Annotated in this window: 15 protein-coding genes and 1 pseudogene; 7 read left to right on the top strand and 9 right to left on the bottom strand. The window is 62.1% G+C overall.

Annotated features, from left to right (window positions below; genetic code table 11):
- Nucleotides 1–30 precede the first annotated feature (30 nt).
- A pseudogene (locus NKI46_RS11770) lies at nt 31–1,197 on the top strand (polysaccharide pyruvyl transferase family protein); the annotation flags it as partial.
- A 225-nt stretch (nt 1,198–1,422) separates the two neighbouring features.
- Here NKI46_RS11770 and NKI46_RS11765 read toward each other — a convergent pair.
- The 9 genes from NKI46_RS11765 to NKI46_RS11725 form a co-directional block, all read right to left on the bottom strand.
- On the bottom strand, nt 1,423–2,886 hold the full coding sequence (locus tag NKI46_RS11765; RefSeq protein WP_023702330.1) for a lipopolysaccharide biosynthesis protein: 1,464 nt from the start codon (nt 2,884–2,886) through the stop codon (nt 1,423–1,425).
- On the bottom strand, nt 2,883–4,052 hold the full coding sequence (locus tag NKI46_RS11760; protein WP_352746319.1) for a glycosyltransferase: 1,170 nt from the start codon (nt 4,050–4,052) through the stop codon (nt 2,883–2,885). Before NKI46_RS11760 ends, NKI46_RS11765 begins: the two co-directional genes overlap by 4 nt.
- 221 nt (nt 4,053–4,273) lie before the next feature.
- Complete coding sequence (locus tag NKI46_RS11755; protein WP_023736210.1) at nt 4,274–5,515, bottom strand: glycosyltransferase; 1,242 nt, start codon at nt 5,513–5,515, stop codon at nt 4,274–4,276.
- A 223-nt stretch (nt 5,516–5,738) separates the two neighbouring features.
- Complete coding sequence (locus NKI46_RS11750; protein ID WP_023668804.1) at nt 5,739–6,818, bottom strand: glycosyltransferase; 1,080 nt, start codon at nt 6,816–6,818, stop codon at nt 5,739–5,741.
- Nucleotides 6,819–6,849: 31 nt separating this feature from the next.
- Nucleotides 6,850–8,181 (bottom strand): UDP-glucose dehydrogenase family protein, encoded by a 1,332-nt coding sequence (locus NKI46_RS11745; protein ID WP_023668805.1) that lies wholly within the window; start codon nt 8,179–8,181, stop codon nt 6,850–6,852.
- Nucleotides 8,182–8,236: 55 nt separating this feature from the next.
- On the bottom strand, nt 8,237–9,136 hold the full coding sequence (exoK, locus tag NKI46_RS11740; RefSeq protein ID WP_023668806.1) for an endo-1,3-1,4-beta-glycanase ExoK: 900 nt from the start codon (nt 9,134–9,136) through the stop codon (nt 8,237–8,239).
- A 121-nt stretch (nt 9,137–9,257) separates the two neighbouring features.
- The gene (locus tag NKI46_RS11735) at nt 9,258–9,653 is read right to left on the bottom strand and encodes a cytochrome P450 family protein (RefSeq protein ID WP_023668807.1); all 396 of its coding nucleotides are present in this window, start codon (nt 9,651–9,653) and stop codon (nt 9,258–9,260) included.
- Nucleotides 9,654–9,780: 127 nt separating this feature from the next.
- A complete protein-coding gene (locus NKI46_RS11730; RefSeq protein WP_023703574.1) occupies nt 9,781–10,803 on the bottom strand; it encodes a glycosyltransferase family 2 protein in 1,023 nt (340 codons plus the stop codon).
- A gap of 142 nt (nt 10,804–10,945) precedes the next feature.
- Nucleotides 10,946–12,070 (bottom strand): nucleotidyltransferase family protein, encoded by a 1,125-nt coding sequence (locus NKI46_RS11725; RefSeq protein WP_023703575.1) that lies wholly within the window; start codon nt 12,068–12,070, stop codon nt 10,946–10,948.
- Nucleotides 12,071–12,555: 485 nt separating this feature from the next.
- Between NKI46_RS11725 and NKI46_RS11720 the strand changes: the two genes are divergently transcribed.
- The 6 genes from NKI46_RS11720 to NKI46_RS11695 all read left to right on the top strand — a co-directional run bounded on the left by NKI46_RS11720 (nt 12,556) and on the right by NKI46_RS11695 (nt 18,269).
- Nucleotides 12,556–12,708 (top strand): lasso RiPP family leader peptide-containing protein, encoded by a 153-nt coding sequence (locus NKI46_RS11720; RefSeq protein WP_023684233.1) that lies wholly within the window; start codon nt 12,556–12,558, stop codon nt 12,706–12,708.
- A gap of 162 nt (nt 12,709–12,870) precedes the next feature.
- Nucleotides 12,871–13,140: a PqqD family protein gene (locus tag NKI46_RS11715; protein ID WP_245261370.1), complete on the top strand. Its 270-nt coding sequence runs from the start codon at nt 12,871–12,873 to the stop codon at nt 13,138–13,140.
- 25 nt (nt 13,141–13,165) lie between these two features.
- The gene (locus tag NKI46_RS11710) at nt 13,166–13,540 is read left to right on the top strand and encodes a lasso peptide biosynthesis B2 protein (RefSeq protein ID WP_245263585.1); all 375 of its coding nucleotides are present in this window, start codon (nt 13,166–13,168) and stop codon (nt 13,538–13,540) included.
- A 3-nt stretch (nt 13,541–13,543) separates the two neighbouring features.
- Complete coding sequence (locus NKI46_RS11705; RefSeq protein WP_352746314.1) at nt 13,544–15,460, top strand: lasso peptide isopeptide bond-forming cyclase; 1,917 nt, start codon at nt 13,544–13,546, stop codon at nt 15,458–15,460.
- Complete coding sequence (locus NKI46_RS11700; protein ID WP_352459278.1) at nt 15,460–16,428, top strand: phosphoenolpyruvate carboxykinase (ATP); 969 nt, start codon at nt 15,460–15,462, stop codon at nt 16,426–16,428. The genes NKI46_RS11705 and NKI46_RS11700 overlap by 1 nt, the downstream gene beginning before the upstream one ends.
- A gap of 5 nt (nt 16,429–16,433) precedes the next feature.
- Complete coding sequence (locus tag NKI46_RS11695) at nt 16,434–18,269, top strand: ABC transporter ATP-binding protein (protein ID WP_352746312.1); 1,836 nt, start codon at nt 16,434–16,436, stop codon at nt 18,267–18,269.
- The last annotated feature ends 33 nt before the right edge of the window (nt 18,270–18,302 follow it).

Genomic DNA, 18,302 nt, shown 5'->3' with positions numbered 1-18,302 from the left:
CTCTGGCTGGTCACCCAGCCCGATGCAGCGATGGATTGTGACGCGAGCCGCATCGGGATCGTCCTGGCGTGGGTATTTTCGGTCACCATGCCCGTCCTAGGCACCGCAGGCCACGCCGCGGAATCTGCTGACGAAATGAGGTATCCCATGAAGATCGTCGTTGAAAACACAGTCTGCCTGAATACCGGGGATGCGGCGATTCTGCTGGCGATCCGCCACATTCTCAAGACGATCGTGCAAGGCGACGTGCGGTTTGCCGTCTTCGACAGCCAGCCCGAGGTTGCGGAACGACTCTATCCGAAGACGGATTATCCCGACCTCGAATTTCATAAGCTGCTGTCGGAATCCCTGTTCCGATACAAGAATGGCAGCGGGCTGAGGGACCGGTTCAAGCCGATCTACAATCGGCTCGTTCTCCAGGCCCTGCGCTGGTTTGGCAGCAGCGCGCTAGGCAATTTTTTCAGCCATCGCGACCGGCGCGGTCTCGATATCTACGCCGACGCGGACATGGTGGTCACCACAGGGGGAACCTATCTCGTCGAGAACTACAATCTCGAACGACGCCTCAATCAGTTCAGGCTCGATGCCGTATTTGGCAAAGATCCGGTCTTCTTCACGCAATCCCTCGGTCCGTTCGACAAAAGTTACAACCGCCAGGAGCTCGGCCCGATCTTTGACCGCAGTCCGCTCATCCTGTTGCGCGACGAACGGTCGCGGACCCATATCCGGGACTTGGTGAAGGATCTCGGCAAGTGCCACGTGGTGGCCGATGCCGTATTCGCCTTGGCCGATACCGACAGGATCGGCAAGCGTCTCGCTTCCAGCCAGCCGCCGGCGTCGACGGGCCGCGTCGCTATTTCGGTCCGCCACTGGAACTACGTCAGCGACGGTGAGGGCGGCATGCGCCGCTATCTGGATTCGGTCCGCGAGATCGCCACAATTCTTGTCAGGGACCTTGGCAAGGAGGTGACCTTCGTCTCCACGTGTCAGGGTGTGCCGGAATATGCCCATGACGATTCGAAGACCGCGCAGGCCATCGTTGCCGAGCTCGATCCTGAGATCGCCAGCCACGTGACGGTGGACGCTTCGTTCCACACGCCGGACCAGTTGATGGCGCTGGTGAAGGGCTTCGACTTCGTCGTCGCGACGCGCATGCATATGATGATCATGTCGCTTTGCGTCGGCACGCCGGTGCTGCCGATCGCCTACGAGTTCAAAACCAAGGAAGTGGCCAAGCGAATCGGTGTCGACGATGTGCTGCTCGACATCGACACCGTGACGTCCGAAGAGGCGCGCGAAAAGCTCGGCCGGTTTGCGGGAAATCTCGACCGCTATCGCAAGACAAGCCTTCAGGCCGTGCTCGAAGAACATGCTTCGGCAATGTCGGCCACAAACCTGCTGGCGCCGCTGATCGCCGGCCGCTCAGCGGATATTGCGCGCGGCGTTGGACAGGGTGGTGAACAAGGCGCGTCGCGACTGCGGGACGGCAAGCATGAAAACGAGACCGATGCCGTAGTTGAGGGCAAGCGCCAAAAAGACCGCGAGCAGGTCTGACTGGCCCGTTAGAGACGCCGGCAACCACAGGTACAGGAACCAGGCAAGCAGGGACGAGGCGATGAAAAGCCCCTGCATGAGCAGGAAGTCGGCGGCGGTCACCGGACCGACGCGATGGACCAGTAGCGCCAGCACGGGAACGCGCAGCACGTAACCGCTGATGGCATAGGCCGCGGCAACGCCGACGGCGCCCCAGTGCAGGCCGACGACGAAGGCAGCGACGGTCGTCAGCGACGAATAGATGCCCCAATGGAACATGGTCTTCGTCTTGCCCTGACAGATGAATATCCATCCCGTCGTGCTTGAAACGGACTGGACCAGGCTGGCGATGCCCAGCCAGGCAAAGATCGGTGCGACCGGTGCCCAGCCCGCGCCGAAGAGAAGTCCGACGATCTGATTGGAGGTCAGCGTCAGCGCCGCGATGCCCGGCATGGTAACGGCCGCCAGCATCCAGTTGGTGCGCACATAGATATCGCGAAAGCGGGCCTTATCATCGTGGATGCGGCTGAGCAGCGGCACCATAACCCGTGTCAGCGGCTGGTTGATGTTCTGCAGCGGGAACAACAGGAGCTTGTAGGCGCGGTCGTAATAGCCGAGTTCGATCGCACCGGAATATTTTCCGATGAGAATGTTGTCGAGATTGCGCGAGAAGAAGTTGGCGAGGTTGAAGCCGGTCAGGTTGGCGCCGAACGACAATATGTCGGCATCGACTTTCAGGTCCGGCCGCAACGGCGTCCAACGCGCCACCCGCCAGGCGGCAGCCAGGGCGATAGCTGCCGAAACCGCCGGGCCGATGACCAGCGACCAGTAGCCCAACCCCGCATAGGCCGCGATCGCGGCGGCCAGAAGTCCGGCGGCGGCGCTTATCACGTCGTTCAGTGCGAGCTGGCCGAACTGCAGGTGCCGGTTCATCAACGCCAGCGGCACTGCGGCGAGACTGCCGAGAAGCAGCGGCAGGGCGGAGCCAAGGGTGATGCCGGACATACGTTGATCGCCATAGAACGCGGCGATGGCAGGCGCCAGGCCGGCCACTACCACGGCACTACCCAGCCCGACGAGCGCGCTGATCCAGAACACCTGGTTGAGCTGCTGGTTGCTGATGTCCTTGCGCTGAACCACAGCCTGCTGCAGGCCCAGATTCTGAAGCAGCCCGACGAAGGCCACGATCGGCCCGACGGAAGCCACCAGACCGAAATCCTCGGGGACGAGCAGACGGGCCAGCACGATGACGGAGAGAAACTGGATCGCCATCTTGAAGCCCTGGGCGCCGATGGTTACCAGCCCGCCGCGCAGGGCGACACGACCGAACTGGGGGGGCGGATTGGCGTTCATGCAAGCGACCTCGTTTCGCCAAGCCGCATGGCGATTTCCACGAAATGTTGGTTCAGCAGATCGGAGTTGAACTCGGCCTCGATCTTCTTGCGCGCTGCGAGAGCGATCTCTTCACACGGCTTCGGATTCTCGGCGATCCAGGCAAGCTTTCCGGTCAGCGCCGCAACTTCCCGCTCAGCCACGAGAAAACCCGTCTTGTGATCATCGATCAGTTCAGGGATCCCGGAATGATACGTGCTGACCACCGTCAGGCCGGCGGCCATCGCTTCCATCAGGGAAACCGGAATGCCTTCCAGATCGCCATCGCGGGCGCCGACGCTGGGCAGCAGGAACACATGCGCATCGCGCAGACGCTGTTTGACTTCGCTGTGCGGCCGGGGCCCAAGAAAATTCACCCTGTCGGCAATGCCAAGCTCTGCGGCGATCCCCTTCAGCTGCTCGAGAAGTTCTCCGCCGCCGATCACCGAGTAGATCCAGTCTCGCCGCGGCAGGCCAGCAAGCGCGCGAAGCGCATATTCGATGCCCTTCTTTTCAGTCAGGCGGCAGACCGAGATGAAGGAGAGCGTAGCCTGCTCCCATGAACGCCACCGATAGTCGATGTCACTCGGCCGCACCCCCATATGGTGAACCACAACCTGCTCCGGCGATGCACCGACCTCAATCAAGGCATCGCGGAAAAACGCATTCACCGGCAGTTGAAGAACGCCCTTTTCGAACACAATCTTGTAGCGCGCGAGCGTATTGTCATGCAGCGGTTCGCCGACATCACGGCCGTGAAATATCGTCACCAGGGGAGCGGAAATCCTCCCGCGCTTGATCGCGCGGGCCACGCGCATGCCGTTGTTGCCGAAATGGGCAACGATGACGTCGGCGCCCTGCAGTTTTCGCGCATGAGCAATGTCGATGGCGGTCGAGAGCTTGTCCCAGAACCTGCCGGACCACTTCCTGAGCAGCGGGCGATAGCGACCCAGGCCACCCCACCAGCATACGACCTTTCCTGGCAACGCCTGCCAGCGCGGATCATCGATGTTGCTGTCCCTGCCGAAGGACGTCTCGTTGCAGACGACGCCGACTTCCATGCCGCGCTCAAGGCATCCGGCTATCTGGTCGAGAACAAAGGTTTCGGACAATGAGGGAAACTTGTCGACTACAAAGCAGATCTTCATCGGCAGGATGCGCTCGTCCGGGGAGCCGGTGTCCCTTTGACAAAAGCCGGGCCGAAGACAGGGTGGCGGAAGCACAAGACATGCAGCATGGAACTCTACCGCTGTTGGCCCACCCGCAGGAACGTTAGTACAGGTCTTGCTGCACTGCAACATTTTTGGTGCAGTGTAGCAAGATTTCCCTCAGCTTGGCGTGCCTGCCGATCAAACGCAGAGGAGCAGTGTCAGCCGGCAGATGAAGGATCCGCCAAGCCCTCGGAAACGCCGACATGACCGGTGGGTGCATGCGCAGGGCTCGATGTGGCCAGTTGGGTAACGATCTGCGCAAAACGTTCATTCAGAACATCTGCGTTGAAGTCCTCCTCGACTTTGCGGCGTGCGGCAAGCGCGATACGCTCGCATTCGGTCGGGTGCTCCGCGGCCCAGGTAAGCTTGCCGGCAAGCGCTGAAATATCTCGCTCGGGCGCAAGCAACCCCGTCTCCCCATCCTTGATGAGCTCCGGGATTCCCGAATGATACGTGCTGACCGCAATCAATCCGGCGGCCATGGCCTCCATGAGCGCGACCGGAATGCCTTCCATATCCCCGTCGCTGGCAGTGATACTTGGCAGCAAAAAGAGATGCGCCATGCGAAGCCGTCTTTTCACCTCTGCGTGAGGGAGGCTGCCGAGGAATGTTACGCGACCAGCCAAGCCCAGCTCTACGGCCAGCTTCTCCAGATTCATCCGCAGAGGACCGTCGCCAACAATGTCGTAACGCCAGTCTAGCTGCGGCTGGGAGGCCTTGAGGGAGGCCAGGGCTCGCAAGGCGAACTCGACGCCTTTCTTTTCGACCAGGCGGCAAACCGTCGTCACGACCAGTTGGGTGCCTTCCCACGATTCCCAGCGATAGCCGATTTCGCGGGTGTCAATTCCCATATGGTGGACCGTCGTGCTCGCCTGGGACAGGCCGGCTTCCAGCAGCATCGTGCGGAAGTAATCGTTGACGGGCAGGTTCAGGGTCCCATGCTTGGTCAGCCCGGCATATTGTGTCGCGAGCACTGCCTGCCGCGCCGGGATCGCCACGTCCGCGCCGTGAAAGATGGTTATGATCGGTGGTTTGAGCACCTTCCATTTCTTCAGTGCGGCTGCTCTCTCGCCGTTCTGTCCGAAGTGGGCGACAATCACGTCGCAGCGGTTCAGGCGGCGTGCAAAGGCGATGTCGAGAACGGTCGAGGCCTTGTATCGCAGACGGGGCGGCAGACGCTGTACAAATTTGCTGATTACAGCGGCCCATCGCCACCAATGTCGGGTTCTGGCGAGCAGCGTCGCCATCGGCTCGCTTTGCCGGTCAATTCGGTGGTCACCTTGCATCTTTTCGCAGACCACTTCGACCTGAAAGCCCCGCGCCAGCAGCCCAGCCATCTGGTCCACGACGAAGGTTTCCGAAAGCAGAGGGAATTCGCCGACGACAAAGCCCACGCGCATGACCCGCCCATAAGGTTGGGGCTTGCTCGGACCAAGCGGTCCATATCGCACAAGCCCTAATGTAGACAGGCAGAATACACGTTGATTGCTGCAGTGCCACAAAATATTGCACTGCAGCAATTAAAAGTGATCCGGACGGGCGCACGACGCCTGGACCTGGCTAACGGGAACTTTGCGCGACCACGGTCGTGCAGCGTCTCAGCTGAAATGCAACACGACGCGTTTAGGCTGCGCGCTCCAAACCGACACGTCTTGCGCGGTCGAGAACGCCCATGAACGTTGCGAACTGGCTGTCGGGGTTCATTTGCCGCCGCTCCGAAAACTGACGTGCTGTCGCTGACAGCCGCTTGTACTCGGCCTCATCGCTCCACAGCCGCCTGATCGTTGCGACCCAGTCGGCGAGCGGGGCGTCGTAGTCCAGTACCACGCCGCCGGCGCCGATCGCTTCCGGCAGACCGCCGCGCCGCGAGCCGACCACGGGAATGCCACTACAATGCGCTTCCGAGGCCACCCGGCCCCAGGCTTCTTCCCATTTGCTGGGCGCAAGCAGGATTTTCGTGCGGCCGTAGACCGTCTTCATGTCGCTGGTGCGGCTTTCCAGCTTGACGTTCTGGAGGGGAGAGATTGTTGCTTCGATCCGGGCTCGATGATCGTCGTCGAGCTTCCAGCTTTCGACGAACAGGAACGGGATCTCGGGACAGGCGGCGGCAATGCGCACCGCAAGATCGAAGCCTTTTTCCTCATATGGATTGATGAGCGTGACAAATTCACCGGTCGTCGGTGTGCTGTAGAACGCGGGATTGATGGTCGGCGGAATAACCGTCGAATCGATATCGAATTTTGCCTTATAGGCGCGCGCGGTGAACTCGGAGTTGGCGATATAGACCGCCGAATGGAGCTCACGCAGATCGCCGGCCAATTCGTCGAATTCGACATTCCTCAGATAGACGGTCAGCGGCACGCCAAGCCTCTGCAGCTCTCTGCCGATCGGCACCGAATTGTGGCACTGCACGACCGCGACATCCGGCCTCAACTTTTTGACGGCGAAGTCGGCCGCTTCCCAGGGGAACCACGCCCGTACAACCGGATAGCCCGGGAAATTGTCGATGACCGCGCGCTGACGAAGGAGCTTCATCTTGGCGCGCGCCCTGAAGCCGAACATGCCGTCGCCGAACAGGGCTGCCAGAACGGATGCCTCGTGACCGTTTTCGCGCAATTGCTCGACCAGGTGGTGGGTGCTCGACTGGACGCCCCCGCTGAATTGCGGCGTGTAGCCGGTGCCGCCTGCAAACAGAACTTTCATGAACCTGGCTCCGCGTTGTGCCGCCCTGCCTTCACGCCGCCATCCTGCCGATCGAGAAATACTCGATGCCGTGACGGGCGATGACCTTGGGATCATAGAGGTTACGGCCATCGAAGATGACCGGCGTGGTCAGGGCATCCTTCACCGCGTCGAAGGACGGGGCGCGGAAACTCTTCCATTCGGTGGCGATCAGCAACGCGTCGGCGCCGCGCAGTGCCGCCTCCTTGGTGCCGCACAACAAAAGGTCGTCGCGCAGGCCGTAGATGGCCTGGCATTCCTGCATCGCCTCGGGGTCGTAGGCCTGCACATTGGCGCCGGCCTGCCACAGCGCCTCCATCAGGACGCGCGCCGGCGCCTCGCGCATGTCGTCGGTGTTGGGCTTGAAGGCGAGGCCCCAGAGCGCGAAGGTCTTGCCCTTGAGACTGCCCTTGAAATAACGGTGCACCTTGTCGAACAGCACCGACTTCTGGGCATTGTTGCGCTCCTCCACGGCGCGCAGCAGCTTGGCGTCGAACTTGACACCTTCGGCGGTCTTGATCAGCGCGCGGACATCCTTGGGAAAGCACGAACCGCCATAGCCGAGGCCGGGATAGATGAAGTGGTAGCCGATGCGCGGATCCGAGCCGATGCCCTTGCGTACCTCCTCGATGTCGGCGCCGAGCTGCTCGGCCAGATTGGCCATTTCGTTCATGAAGGAGATCTTGGTCGCCAGCATGCAGTTGGCGGCGTACTTCGTGAATTCGGCGCTGCGCACGTCCATCACGATCATCTTCTCGTGGTTGCGGTTGAACGGCGCGTAGAGCTCCCGCATCACCGCCTCGGTGCCCTCGCTGTTGGTGCCGACAATGATGCGGTCAGGCTTCATGCAGTCGGCGACGGCGGAACCCTCCTTGAGGAACTCAGGATTGGAAGCGACGTCGAAAGCCAGGTCCTGGCGCCCGCGCGCCTTCAGCGTCGCGGCGATTTTGGCCTTCACCTTTTCGCAGGTGCCGACCGGCACGGTCGACTTGCCGACGACGATCTTGGGACCGTCCATTTCGCGGCCGATGGTCTCGGCCACCGCCAGCACATATTTGAGGTCGGCCGAACCATCTTCGCCGGGTGGCGTGCCGACCGCAATCATCTGGATCTCGCCATGCTTGACGCCGGCGGCGGCATCGGTGGTGAACTTGATGCGGCCGGCGGCGTGGTTCTCCTTGACCAGGGCCTCCAGTCCCGGTTCGAAAATCGGCACCAGGCCCTGGTTGAGCCGCTCGACCTTCTTTTCATCGACATCGACGCACACCACCTGGTGCCCGACCTCCGCCAGCACCGCGGCCTGCACGAGACCGACGTAGCCAATTCCAAAGACCGTCAAATTCATTCGGGTTAATTCCTGTTCACGCCCTTTGGCCTTATATAGCCGGGCCGGTTCAGATCTACTTTATGCTGCTTACACTGCATGCCAGCGATTCCGGAAACTGGCACGGCTGGCCGAGCGCGGTGAAGGCGACGCGCTGCACCTGCATCGTCACCTGGCGGCCGGGGTCCGAAAAGGCGCCCATCCAGTTTTTCAGCGTGTCGCTGCCCCAGAGGCTGAAGAATATCTTCTGCGAGTGGGTCGGCAATTGCTCGGGATTGGTCACTTCCTGGACCAGCTTGCCGTTGACGTACCAGCGCAGCCGGTCCTTTTCCCAGATAAAGGCATAGTCGTTGAAGCCCTTGTCGGCGCCGCCTTCGACCTCGGCCAGCTTCTCGTTCTTGGGCTTGCCGGCGATGTAGCTGTTGACCTGCACCTTGGATGTATCCTTGGTCAGCACCTCGAAGTCGATCTCATACCAGGGCTGTTTGTCGGCAGGGCCGATATAGGTGAAGAAAGCGGCGTTGAGACCGGATCCGGTGTCGGTCTTCATCCGTGCTTCATAGGTCCCATAGCCGAAGCGCTGCTTGGTCTGGATCTCGGCGCAGGCGAACTCGCGGTCCTTCAGTTTGCGCTTTTCGAAGCCGAGCGTCAGCATGTTGTCGGAAAATTTTACCAGGCTTTTCGACCAGGTGCAGTTCTGGTGATTGCCGTTCGACCAACCGTCGGAGACATACCAGCGCGAACGATCGAAACTCTTGAAATCGTCGACGAAGGACGGTGCGCTTTGCATCTCCGGGGAGGCGTCCTGGGCGCGGGAGGGGTGGGCGGCGCCGAGCAGAGCTGCGGCTGCCGCCAACAGAAGCGCACCAACGGATAGAAGACGCGTTGGGTTTACAAGACGCATTGGCCGATTTGGCCGCGTCGAAATCATGGCATCGATTGCCGCCATGGGCGTCGTCTTCGGATCTGCGTTCATATCAATTCACCTTTGTGCTGTTCCGCCCCAACCCAAAGTCACCGATTGGCCCACATTGCTAAAGGGCCGATCCCGATCCTCCGTCCCCGAACTTTCTCTTCTGTGTCTCGTGTGACCGTGTTCAGCCGAAGCGACCTGCGGGTTTGACATATTCCCCGTGAGAATCAGAACTCTGGCCATCCTCGCCGACGATCGCGTCGAGTGAATGACGCAGTTCCTTCATCCGGCTCGTCTGGCGCACCAGCTCGGCGATGCGCTGTTCGCAGTTCAGGATGGACTTCGTCAGCTCGCCGACTTCCGACAGCTTGCGTGCCGACGCCGAGCCGTTCTCCATCGACTCGACCAGGAAGGCCGCGTTGGTGGACTTCGACCGGTAGCGGGCCTCCAACCCGGTCTTCTCGGCCGCAATCTCGGCCGTGATCTGATCCAACAGCTTTGCCAGACGGTCGAAACGCGCCAGATCGGTCTGCTTGTCGCGCGCTGGGTCCCTGGACCTGAAGCCGAAAATTGAAGCCATCCGGTTGGCCTTCCAAAATTGCTGCACCGCAACATACAGTGCCATCGTCGGGGCGTGTAGGCAACCTCCGAGTTTCAGAAAGGCAATTTTTTCAGCCTTGCGGCCGCCGTCCCGGACTTGGCGGAGCCTACTTTTGCGCCGCCGTGTTGGTAGCGGCCATGAGGAAGCGCAAGGGCGGCACCGGCTGCTGCCGCGGGGACAGACCGGCGTGGCGAAACAACGCATCGAGCTTGTCGGCGGCCACGCCGACAACGATGGGAATGAAGTTCGACTGGCTGGCCAGCGCATAGGCGGCGGCAGACGCCATGCCGCGCTCGGCCTTCACATCGAGGAAATTGCGCAGCCGGTATTTGTCACGCACATGCCGCTCGTGCTTGCGCAGCAGGGCCTTGGAGCCTTCCGGCAGGCTGTCGATCTCGAGCAGTGCCAGATCCGCATCGGCGAGGCGCTTCAGATCCTGTGTCTTGTGGCGCCCGCTCAACGAATCGGCGCGCACGATCGCGCCATAGCCGCAGGAACGGATGACCTTGAAGCGTGCGCCAAGGGCAAAGGCGCGAGCGTAGAGTTCGTAATCTTCGCCGAGACGCAGGTTCTCGTCGTAACGCAGCCCATGCCTGTCGAGGAAAGCTCTTGATATCACCGGCTTGAGAAAGCCGAGTTCGCCGCGCTGGACACGCCGTCTGGAGATGTTGCCCTCGATGAATCGCTCGAAGTCGAGGAATTCCGGGTCCGCCGAAAAGGACGGGGCGACGATCTTCGAGACATCGGTCGCCGTATCGTCACGGATCAGCATGATGTTGTCGGCGGCGAAATCCCAGTCGGCGCTGGCAAACAGCTGGCGAAACCGTCCCTGAAGGAAGAAATCGTCGGCGTCGAGAATGCTGATGAAAGGTGATTTCGACCCGGCAATGGCGGTATTGCGGGCGAAGGACGGGCCGCGATTGGCGTCGAGCCGGATGACCGAAAGCCGGCCGCTGCCATCGTCGGCAGCGCTGGCCACCTTTGCGGTGTCATCGGTGGAGGCGTCGTCGACGACGACGACTTCCGCCACCTCCGGCTCGCGCAGCGCCGAGGCGATGGCTGCGGGAATGGTCCGGGCCGCGTTGCGCGCCGCGATGATCACGCAGACCCGGGATTCTGTCATGGACATAGGGTGGCCTTTCGATTGCATAAAGTGTCGCGAGGCCCCTCGCCCTCCCGGCGCGCGGCGCCGGACCCCGATCCATCCCCCGATCCATCCCCAGCGGATCGGGACGGAACGTTATCTGCCTGCTGCATGACGACCCTCATCGTCACCGGCTTTCCCGCTCGAAAATCCGCCGGCTGAGGTCGGCTGACGCGGCCCAGCCGGCCTCGGTCAGATAGCGGACAGGTTCGCGGCCGCACAATTCCCACAAAACGGTGCGCCGTTGCGGCCATCTGAGCGACGACAGCCACGGCGCGATGACCATGTGGAACAGGTCTTCATTGCCGATGCGTGAGAGGATCCTGGTGGCCCGATCCGACAGCAGCGTGCCGGCGCCACCAAGCACCACATCGGCGGCGCGCAGGCCCAGCAGCAGGGTGTCAGCCAGCCCCTGCTCGGCCGCGTAGTCGAGCACAGTCTGCTGCTCGGCCTCGCTCAGCCGACCGGCAGCGGCCCGGACATCGCAGACATAGCCCGCGCACGGCTCGCGGTTGAACAGCGCCTTTGCGACACTGATGCAGGACAGAAGCAAAGTGTCGGAGGCCGAGATGAACGGCACGCTGGAGCCGGCGATCGCAAGCGCGCGCTTGCGGCGCAGGAACCCTTCCGTATCGCGCGGGCTGGGCGATCCCGGCTGCTGGAGCCGGTAATGGAGATCGACGGTGGACAATTTCCGACCTTGGCTGCGAACCATGTGCTGCTCGCCCAGAAAGCGCACCCACCAGACGGAGCGGGACTTGCCGGCGACCTCGTAGCCGATCGAGCGCAGCGCATCACGAGCTCTAAAGAAGCCGGCCGGCGACACCAATATGTCGACATCTCCGGACGGCTTCATGAAATGGTCGCCATAGAGCAGTTGCTGCTGGAGGGGGCCCTTCAGGAAGACGAAATCGATGCTGCTGCCGCGCAGCGCCTTGTCGATGGCCATCGAATCCATGATGCCGGACGAGTTCATCGCAATCGTGCGCCGGCGATAAGTGTCGAGCCACTCGAGCAATCCCGGCGGCGTCTCGCCCGCCGGTGGGCGCGACAGCGCCTTCAGCATGAAGGTGGCGACCTTGTTCAGCCTGGCGATATCGCAAACATCGGCAACGGAGATGGCCGGTGCAGGCGCGGCGCTGGGGCTCGCCCTGGAGGCGAAGAACAGCCGCAGGCAAGCCTGCACATAGGCCACTTCGTCGGCGCAGCCAGCGGCGCGCAACCTTTCGAAGGTCCCTTCCTGCAATGCCATATGCTGCAGCATCTCCGCAAAAAATTCGCCAGGCGCGTTATATTGCAACTGCGAAGCAAAGCATCGCCAAATTCATGCGCCGCGTCCAGTTTTTCCTTTGGCGCCAATTTTCCTGCAACCTGAACGTTTCGCAACACAGTCCTACAACGAGATGCAAGGCGCCGCCTGATCGGGGCTTGTGGCGGGTACGTCAGCAACAATTTTTGTGGGAATGCGCCAGCGCCCAAGTGAGGAGCATTCGAAGGAAACTTTAACGTAATTAAATCAGATACTTAGTTGACGGCCTCGGACACTCTGCTGAATTCTCCTGAGATGTGAAATGCAAAGCGCTTTGATCACCATTGAAGGGAGTCGCAACCGAGAATTGATTAACGGCTGGTAAATCAGGCTTGACTCATAAATGCTGCCATGCAGCTATTGCGGTGCAGCAATAGCTCGCTGCCGGCAATCGACAGGCCGCTTCCAGTCCACAAGTGGAGAGTAAATTGGAACAGAATGTTGAAAAGCATGAGTACGAAACCCCTAGCCTGACGGTCCACGGCTCGATCGAGACCATCACGCAAGGCGGTAGCGGTACTACGGCACTCGACGCCTCGTTTCCGGCACATACGCCGGTCGGCGAACTCACCTTCTCCTGAGTATTCTCTCGTTGGGGTGACAAAGTCCGGACTCTGCAAACAGAGCGCACTAAGGAGAGTCGGGGGTCAAACCCCGGCTCTCGCGTCTTTGTCCGGAATTGCCGAAGCGTTGGTTGTGAGCGAGGTTTAGGAATGGACTGGAACCCAACGGACCATGATCGGATGAGCGCGAGCAAGGATGCCGTGGCCTGCGAATTCGGCAACGGCCTGGCGCTGCTCGATATGAGGTCCAACATCTATTACAGCCTGAACGGCGTCGGCGCCTATATCTGGGAGCTGATCCAGGAGCCGCGGCCGATTTCCGAAATCCGCAGCGCCGTGCTGGATCGCTACAATGTCGATCCGGAACGCTGCAAGGCCGATGTCGATGGATTGTTGAAGGGCTTGGCGGACGCCGGGCTTGCGAGGCTCCATGATGAGGAACTTGTCTAGAGCTTTCTCACTGAGCGGGCCGGAGATGCTCTTTCTCGCCCACTGCCTTGCGGTGGTCGTGTCGGTGCGGCTGGGGCTGACGCTGCTTTCCTACAACAAAGTGCGCCGCATGGTGACCCGGCTCGACGCGCGCGAACCAGCCGACATCGGCGATCTCAGGCGTGTCGCCTGGGGCGTGGCTGCGGCTGCCCGCCTGGTGCCTGGCGCAAGCTGTCTGACCCAAGCGCTTTCCGGCCAATATTTGCTTGCCCGCCAGGGCAACGCCTCAAAAATCCGCATCGGCATCGAGCGCGATACCGGCACCGAGTTGAAGGCGCATGCCTGGCTGGTCAGCGGCGACCACATCGTGCTCGGCGGCTCGCTTGGCAGGTTTAACCATCTCGTCGACCACGGCCAGTGAGCGATGAGCGGCGTCGCCGGAATTCTGCTGAGGCAGGAAGGCAGGCAGGCCGCCGCGGCCGACATCCAGCGCATGCTTGCCCGCATGCAGCATCGCGCGCCTGACGGCAGTTCGTGGTGGATCGACGAGGGCGTCGTTCTTGGCCACGCCTGGCTCAACACCACCGATGAAGCCGGCCCCGGCCCGCTGACCATGGCCGGCGGCAAGCTCGCAATCACCGCGGATTGCCGGCTGGACAACCGCGACGAACTCTTGGCCAGGCTCGGCATCCGGGACAATTCGGTTGCCGACGCCGTGCTTGTGATGCGCGCCTATCTGCGCTGGGGCGAAGCCTGCCCCGAGCATCTGCAAGGCGACTTCGCCTTTGCCATCTGGGATGGCGAGCGCCGGCAGCTGTTTTGCGTGCGCGACCATTTCGGCGTCAAACCGTTCTACTATCATTCGAGCGACCGGCGCTTCGTCTTTGCCTCGGAGATTGGGCCGATCCTCGATGCCGGCGGCGTCGACATGCGCATCAGCGAACACCAGATTTCGGGATTCCTGGCCGGGCTGCCCGACGATCCGCAGTCGACAGCCTATGCCGATATCTTCCGCCTGCCGGCGCGCCACAGCCTGACGGTGACCGGGAACCAGGTGGTGCTGCGCCGCTACTGGCAGATCGAACCCTCGCCAAGGCCGATGCGGGCGGACACGGCCGAGGAATTCCGGCATCTGTTCTCGCAATCGGTCCGCAACCGCATGCGCGGCACGCCTGCGGTCGGTGCTATGCTGAGCGGAGGCCTCGATTCCTCCTCGATCGCCTGCGTGGCGGGCCTGCAGAATGCCGCCCAGCAAAGATCGAGGCTGCCGACCTTCTCGCTGGTGTTCGAAAAGGGCTCGCCGATGGATGAGCGTCCGTTCATCGAGGCGGTGCTGGGCCAGCAGAAGGTCGACGGCACTTTGATTTCGGTCGGCAATTATGCCCCCTTCGCCGAATTCGACCGCATCCTGGAGGAGCAGGAAGAAACGTTTCTTGCGCCCGGCCTGTCGCTGACCCGCGACATCTACAGGACCGCCGGCGCCAAGGGCATGAAGGTTCTGCTCGACGGCCATGGAGGCGACGAGGTGGTTTCGCAGGGCCACGGCCATCTGCACGAACTCGCCTATGCCGGCAAATGGATGGAGCTGTGGCGCGAGCTGCGCAGCGCCTCCAACACCTATGGCGATGGCATGCTCGGCCTCTACTACCAGTTCCTTACCCTTTACGGGCCGGCCTGGCGCATCGCGAGAATCAAGCGGTTCGCGAACCGCGTGCTTGGCAAATTGCGGCGCCATCCCACTGGGCGGCCGGCGACGAGCTGGCGCGCCCTGATCAATCCGGACCTGGCGATGCGTACCGACCTCGTCGAACGGTTCCGCAGGGCCGGCTACATGTCGCCCGCGGTCAGCGCCAGCGAGACCTTGACCCATCGCTGGCTGCTGTCGAACGGCATGGTGCCGCACGCCTTCGAGGTACTCGACAAGGCGGCGGCGAATTTCGGCGTCGAGCCGCGCTACCCCTTCTGGGACAAGCCTCTGGTCGAGTTCTGCCTGGCGCTGCCCGGCGCGGAAAAGCTGAACCAGGGCTTTGGCCGCTCGGTGCTGCGCCGTGCGATGGAAGGAATCCTGCCGCCGGCAGTGCAGTGGCGGCGCGACAAGATCGATTTCACCTCGAACCTGGTCAAAGGCATGCTCGGCAATCACCGCGATCTCCTGGACAAGGTGCTGGTGAAAGATGCGGCGCGGATCGCCCCTTACGTCAACCTGCCTGAGGTGACCGCCGCCTATGGCCGCATTTCCAGCCAACCCGAGGCCGCGACCTTGCCCGATGTCCAGTATGTATGGCGTTCGATTTCGCTATCGTTGTGGCTGCGGCAGGTGCAACAGCGCGGGAGCCACTGATGATGCCGGCCAACATGCCTCTTGCCGCTGATGACCGCCATGCAATTGCTGCTCGCGCACAGCACTTGTACAAAGCCTATGGGCTGACGATCGCTTCGCAGGTCGAACTGCCTGAGCTAGAGCCGAGCGAACCAGCTTGCGTCGATGTGCTGATCACGGTCGGCCCGATCGACCTGCCAAAACCCTCGCCCGAGACCGGAACCGCTTTCCGTTTCGAGCCGCGGCAGCAATATTTGGCATGGCAGACGGTCGGCGCCTTCCTGATCACCGATGCCTGCCGCATCGAGGTGGAGCCGGCGCCCGATGTCGACGATGCGCTGCTGGCGTTTCCGCTGCTCGGTCCGGTCATGGCACTGCTCCTGCACCAGCGCGGCCTGCTCATCCTGCACGCCAGCGCCATTGCGGTCGGCGGCAAGAGCGCTGTCTTCATGGGCGACAAGGGCGCCGGCAAATCGACGACGGCGAGCGCGATGATCCGTGCCGGGCATCGATTGCTGACCGACGATGTCGTGGCGCTCGATCTCACGGACCGGCCGATGATCGTTCCGGGTTTTCCGCAGTTGAAGCTCGCCGCCGATGCCGCCGCCGCGTTTCCCATCCGCCAGGCAGAAATACGCCCGCAGGTGCATGCGGCGATCGACAAGATGCAGCATCGCCTGCACGCCGGATTTGCGGCAGACGCGGTGCCGGCGACCCGGATCTATATCCTCGAGCGCGGCGATAAGGCAGCGATCACGCCGCTGCCAGGCATCGGCGCCCTGCCGGCCATCATCAAATTTTCCTATGTGACGCGTTTCGGCCGTCCAGCCCTGGTCGGCGATTTTGCCACGACACATCTTCGCCAATGCGCGGCCCTGGCCAGCCAGATCGGCGTCTGTCGCCTCGAAGTGCCCACCGGGCTCGACCGTATCGGCGAAGCCGTCGCCCTGATCGAAAACGATCTGGCGGCCGACAAAGGGCCGCGGTGACTGACATGTCCGCATCGCAGATCCTGCGCTTTTCGTTTTACCGCGATGTCGCCGGTTTCGGCGCCGCCATGGCCCGGATCGGCGGGCGCAGGACCTTCACGGCATTGCTGTTCCTGATCCTGGGAAGCCTGACCGAAGGCATCTCGATCCTGCTTCTGGTGCCGCTGCTGCATCTGGTCGGGCGACCCGAGCAGAATTTCGCGGTCAGGTTGCCTGACCGCGACTGGGTGCGCTGGCTGGCTCCGGACGGAACGCTGCAATTGACCACGGTGCTTTGCCTGCTGGTCGGGCTTGTCGCGCTGCAGGCAGCGTTCAACCGCTATAAATCCGTCTACATGGCGCGACTGCTGCTCGACTTCATCAATCGCCTGCGTATGAACCTGTTCGAGAGCATCGGGAAGGCGCGGTGGGGGATATTCGCGCGCATGCGCATCTCGGATCTCGACCATGCGCTGACCGGCGATATCGACCGCGTGCAGTCGGCGGCGTTCTCGCTGCTGATGCTGGTGCAGATCGCCGTGCTTCTGGCGGGTTATCTCGTTGTCTCGCTGTTCATTTCGACAGTGATGACGGCGTTTGCCATTGTCGTCGGCATCGTCACCTTCCTGGCACTGCAGCCGTTTCGGGCACGAGCCAGCGCCTTCGGCCGGGTTTTGACCAGCAATCGCCAGGAGCAGTACCGAACGGTCTCGGAGTTCCTCGGCGGCATCAAGGTGGCCAAGAGCCTGAATGTCGAGGCGACCTATTACGCGCAGCTTCGCGCGACGCTGGAGAAGATGAAGGCCGACAACATCAACTATGTGCGCAACAGCACCATCGGCACCGCTCTGTTCCAGGTCGCCAGCGTCATTGGTCTGAGCCTGTTCATCTATGTCGCTTTGGTGCGCTTCAACCTCTCGCTGGCCGAGATCGTTGTCCTGCTTCTGGTGTTCATGCGCATCGCGCCGCGTTTCATGGACATGCAGATGCAGGCGCAGCAGGTGCTGATCAACCTGCCGGCCTATGCCTCGATGCGCGACATGCAGGCGCGTTTCGATGCCGAACTCGAGCCGGCAAACCTCGAATCGGATGCCAAGCTGTCGCTCGATGTCGGGCTCAACATCCGCAATGTCTCCTTTGCCTATGAGGCCGGCGGCAAGCCGGTGGTGAGCGATGTCACCTTTGGCCTTCCCGCTGGCAAGGTAACGGCGCTGATCGGTCCGTCAGGATCGGGCAAGAGCACGCTTGCCGACATGCTGCTTGGCCTGCTCGAACCGAGCGAGGGCAAGATCCTGGCCGATGGCGTCGAGATCGGCGCCGCCAACCGCCGGCGCTGGCGCGACCAGGTGGCGTATGTGCCGCAAGACGTGTTCCTGCTGCACGATACGATCGCCGCCAATCTGCGCCTTGCCGCGCCGCAAGCCACTGACGCGGAGCTGTGGACTGCACTGCGCGCTGCGCATGGCGCCGACTTCGTCGAGCGGCTGGAGTTGCGGCTCGACACGGTGGTCGGCGACCGCGGCGTCCGGCTCTCGGGCGGCGAACGCCAGCGCATCGCGCTGGCGCGCGCGCTGCTGCGCAAACCTTCGCTGCTCATTCTCGACGAGGCGACCAGCGCGCTCGACTGGCAGAACCAATCCCTGATCGCCAAGTCGATCGACGGCTTGCGCGGATCGATGACGATCCTGACCATTGCGCACAGGCCATCGATGATCGCCTTCGCCGACTGGGTGGTTGCAGTCGAAAACGGACGAATCGTCGAAGTGGGGCAATATCAGAGGTTGAAAGCGAAGGCCGGCAGCCGCCTGTCGAAAATGCTTTCAGGCGAGCAATCGGAACCCGAGCCGGCCGAAGCAGGCTGAGTCCGGCTGCAAGATGATCCGAGGCCGACCTTG

The organism is Mesorhizobium sp. M0615 (genome assembly GCF_040320805.1).
Taxonomy (GTDB): domain Bacteria; phylum Pseudomonadota; class Alphaproteobacteria; order Rhizobiales; family Rhizobiaceae; genus Mesorhizobium.
This window is presented reverse-complemented; position numbering and strand designations above follow the sequence as displayed.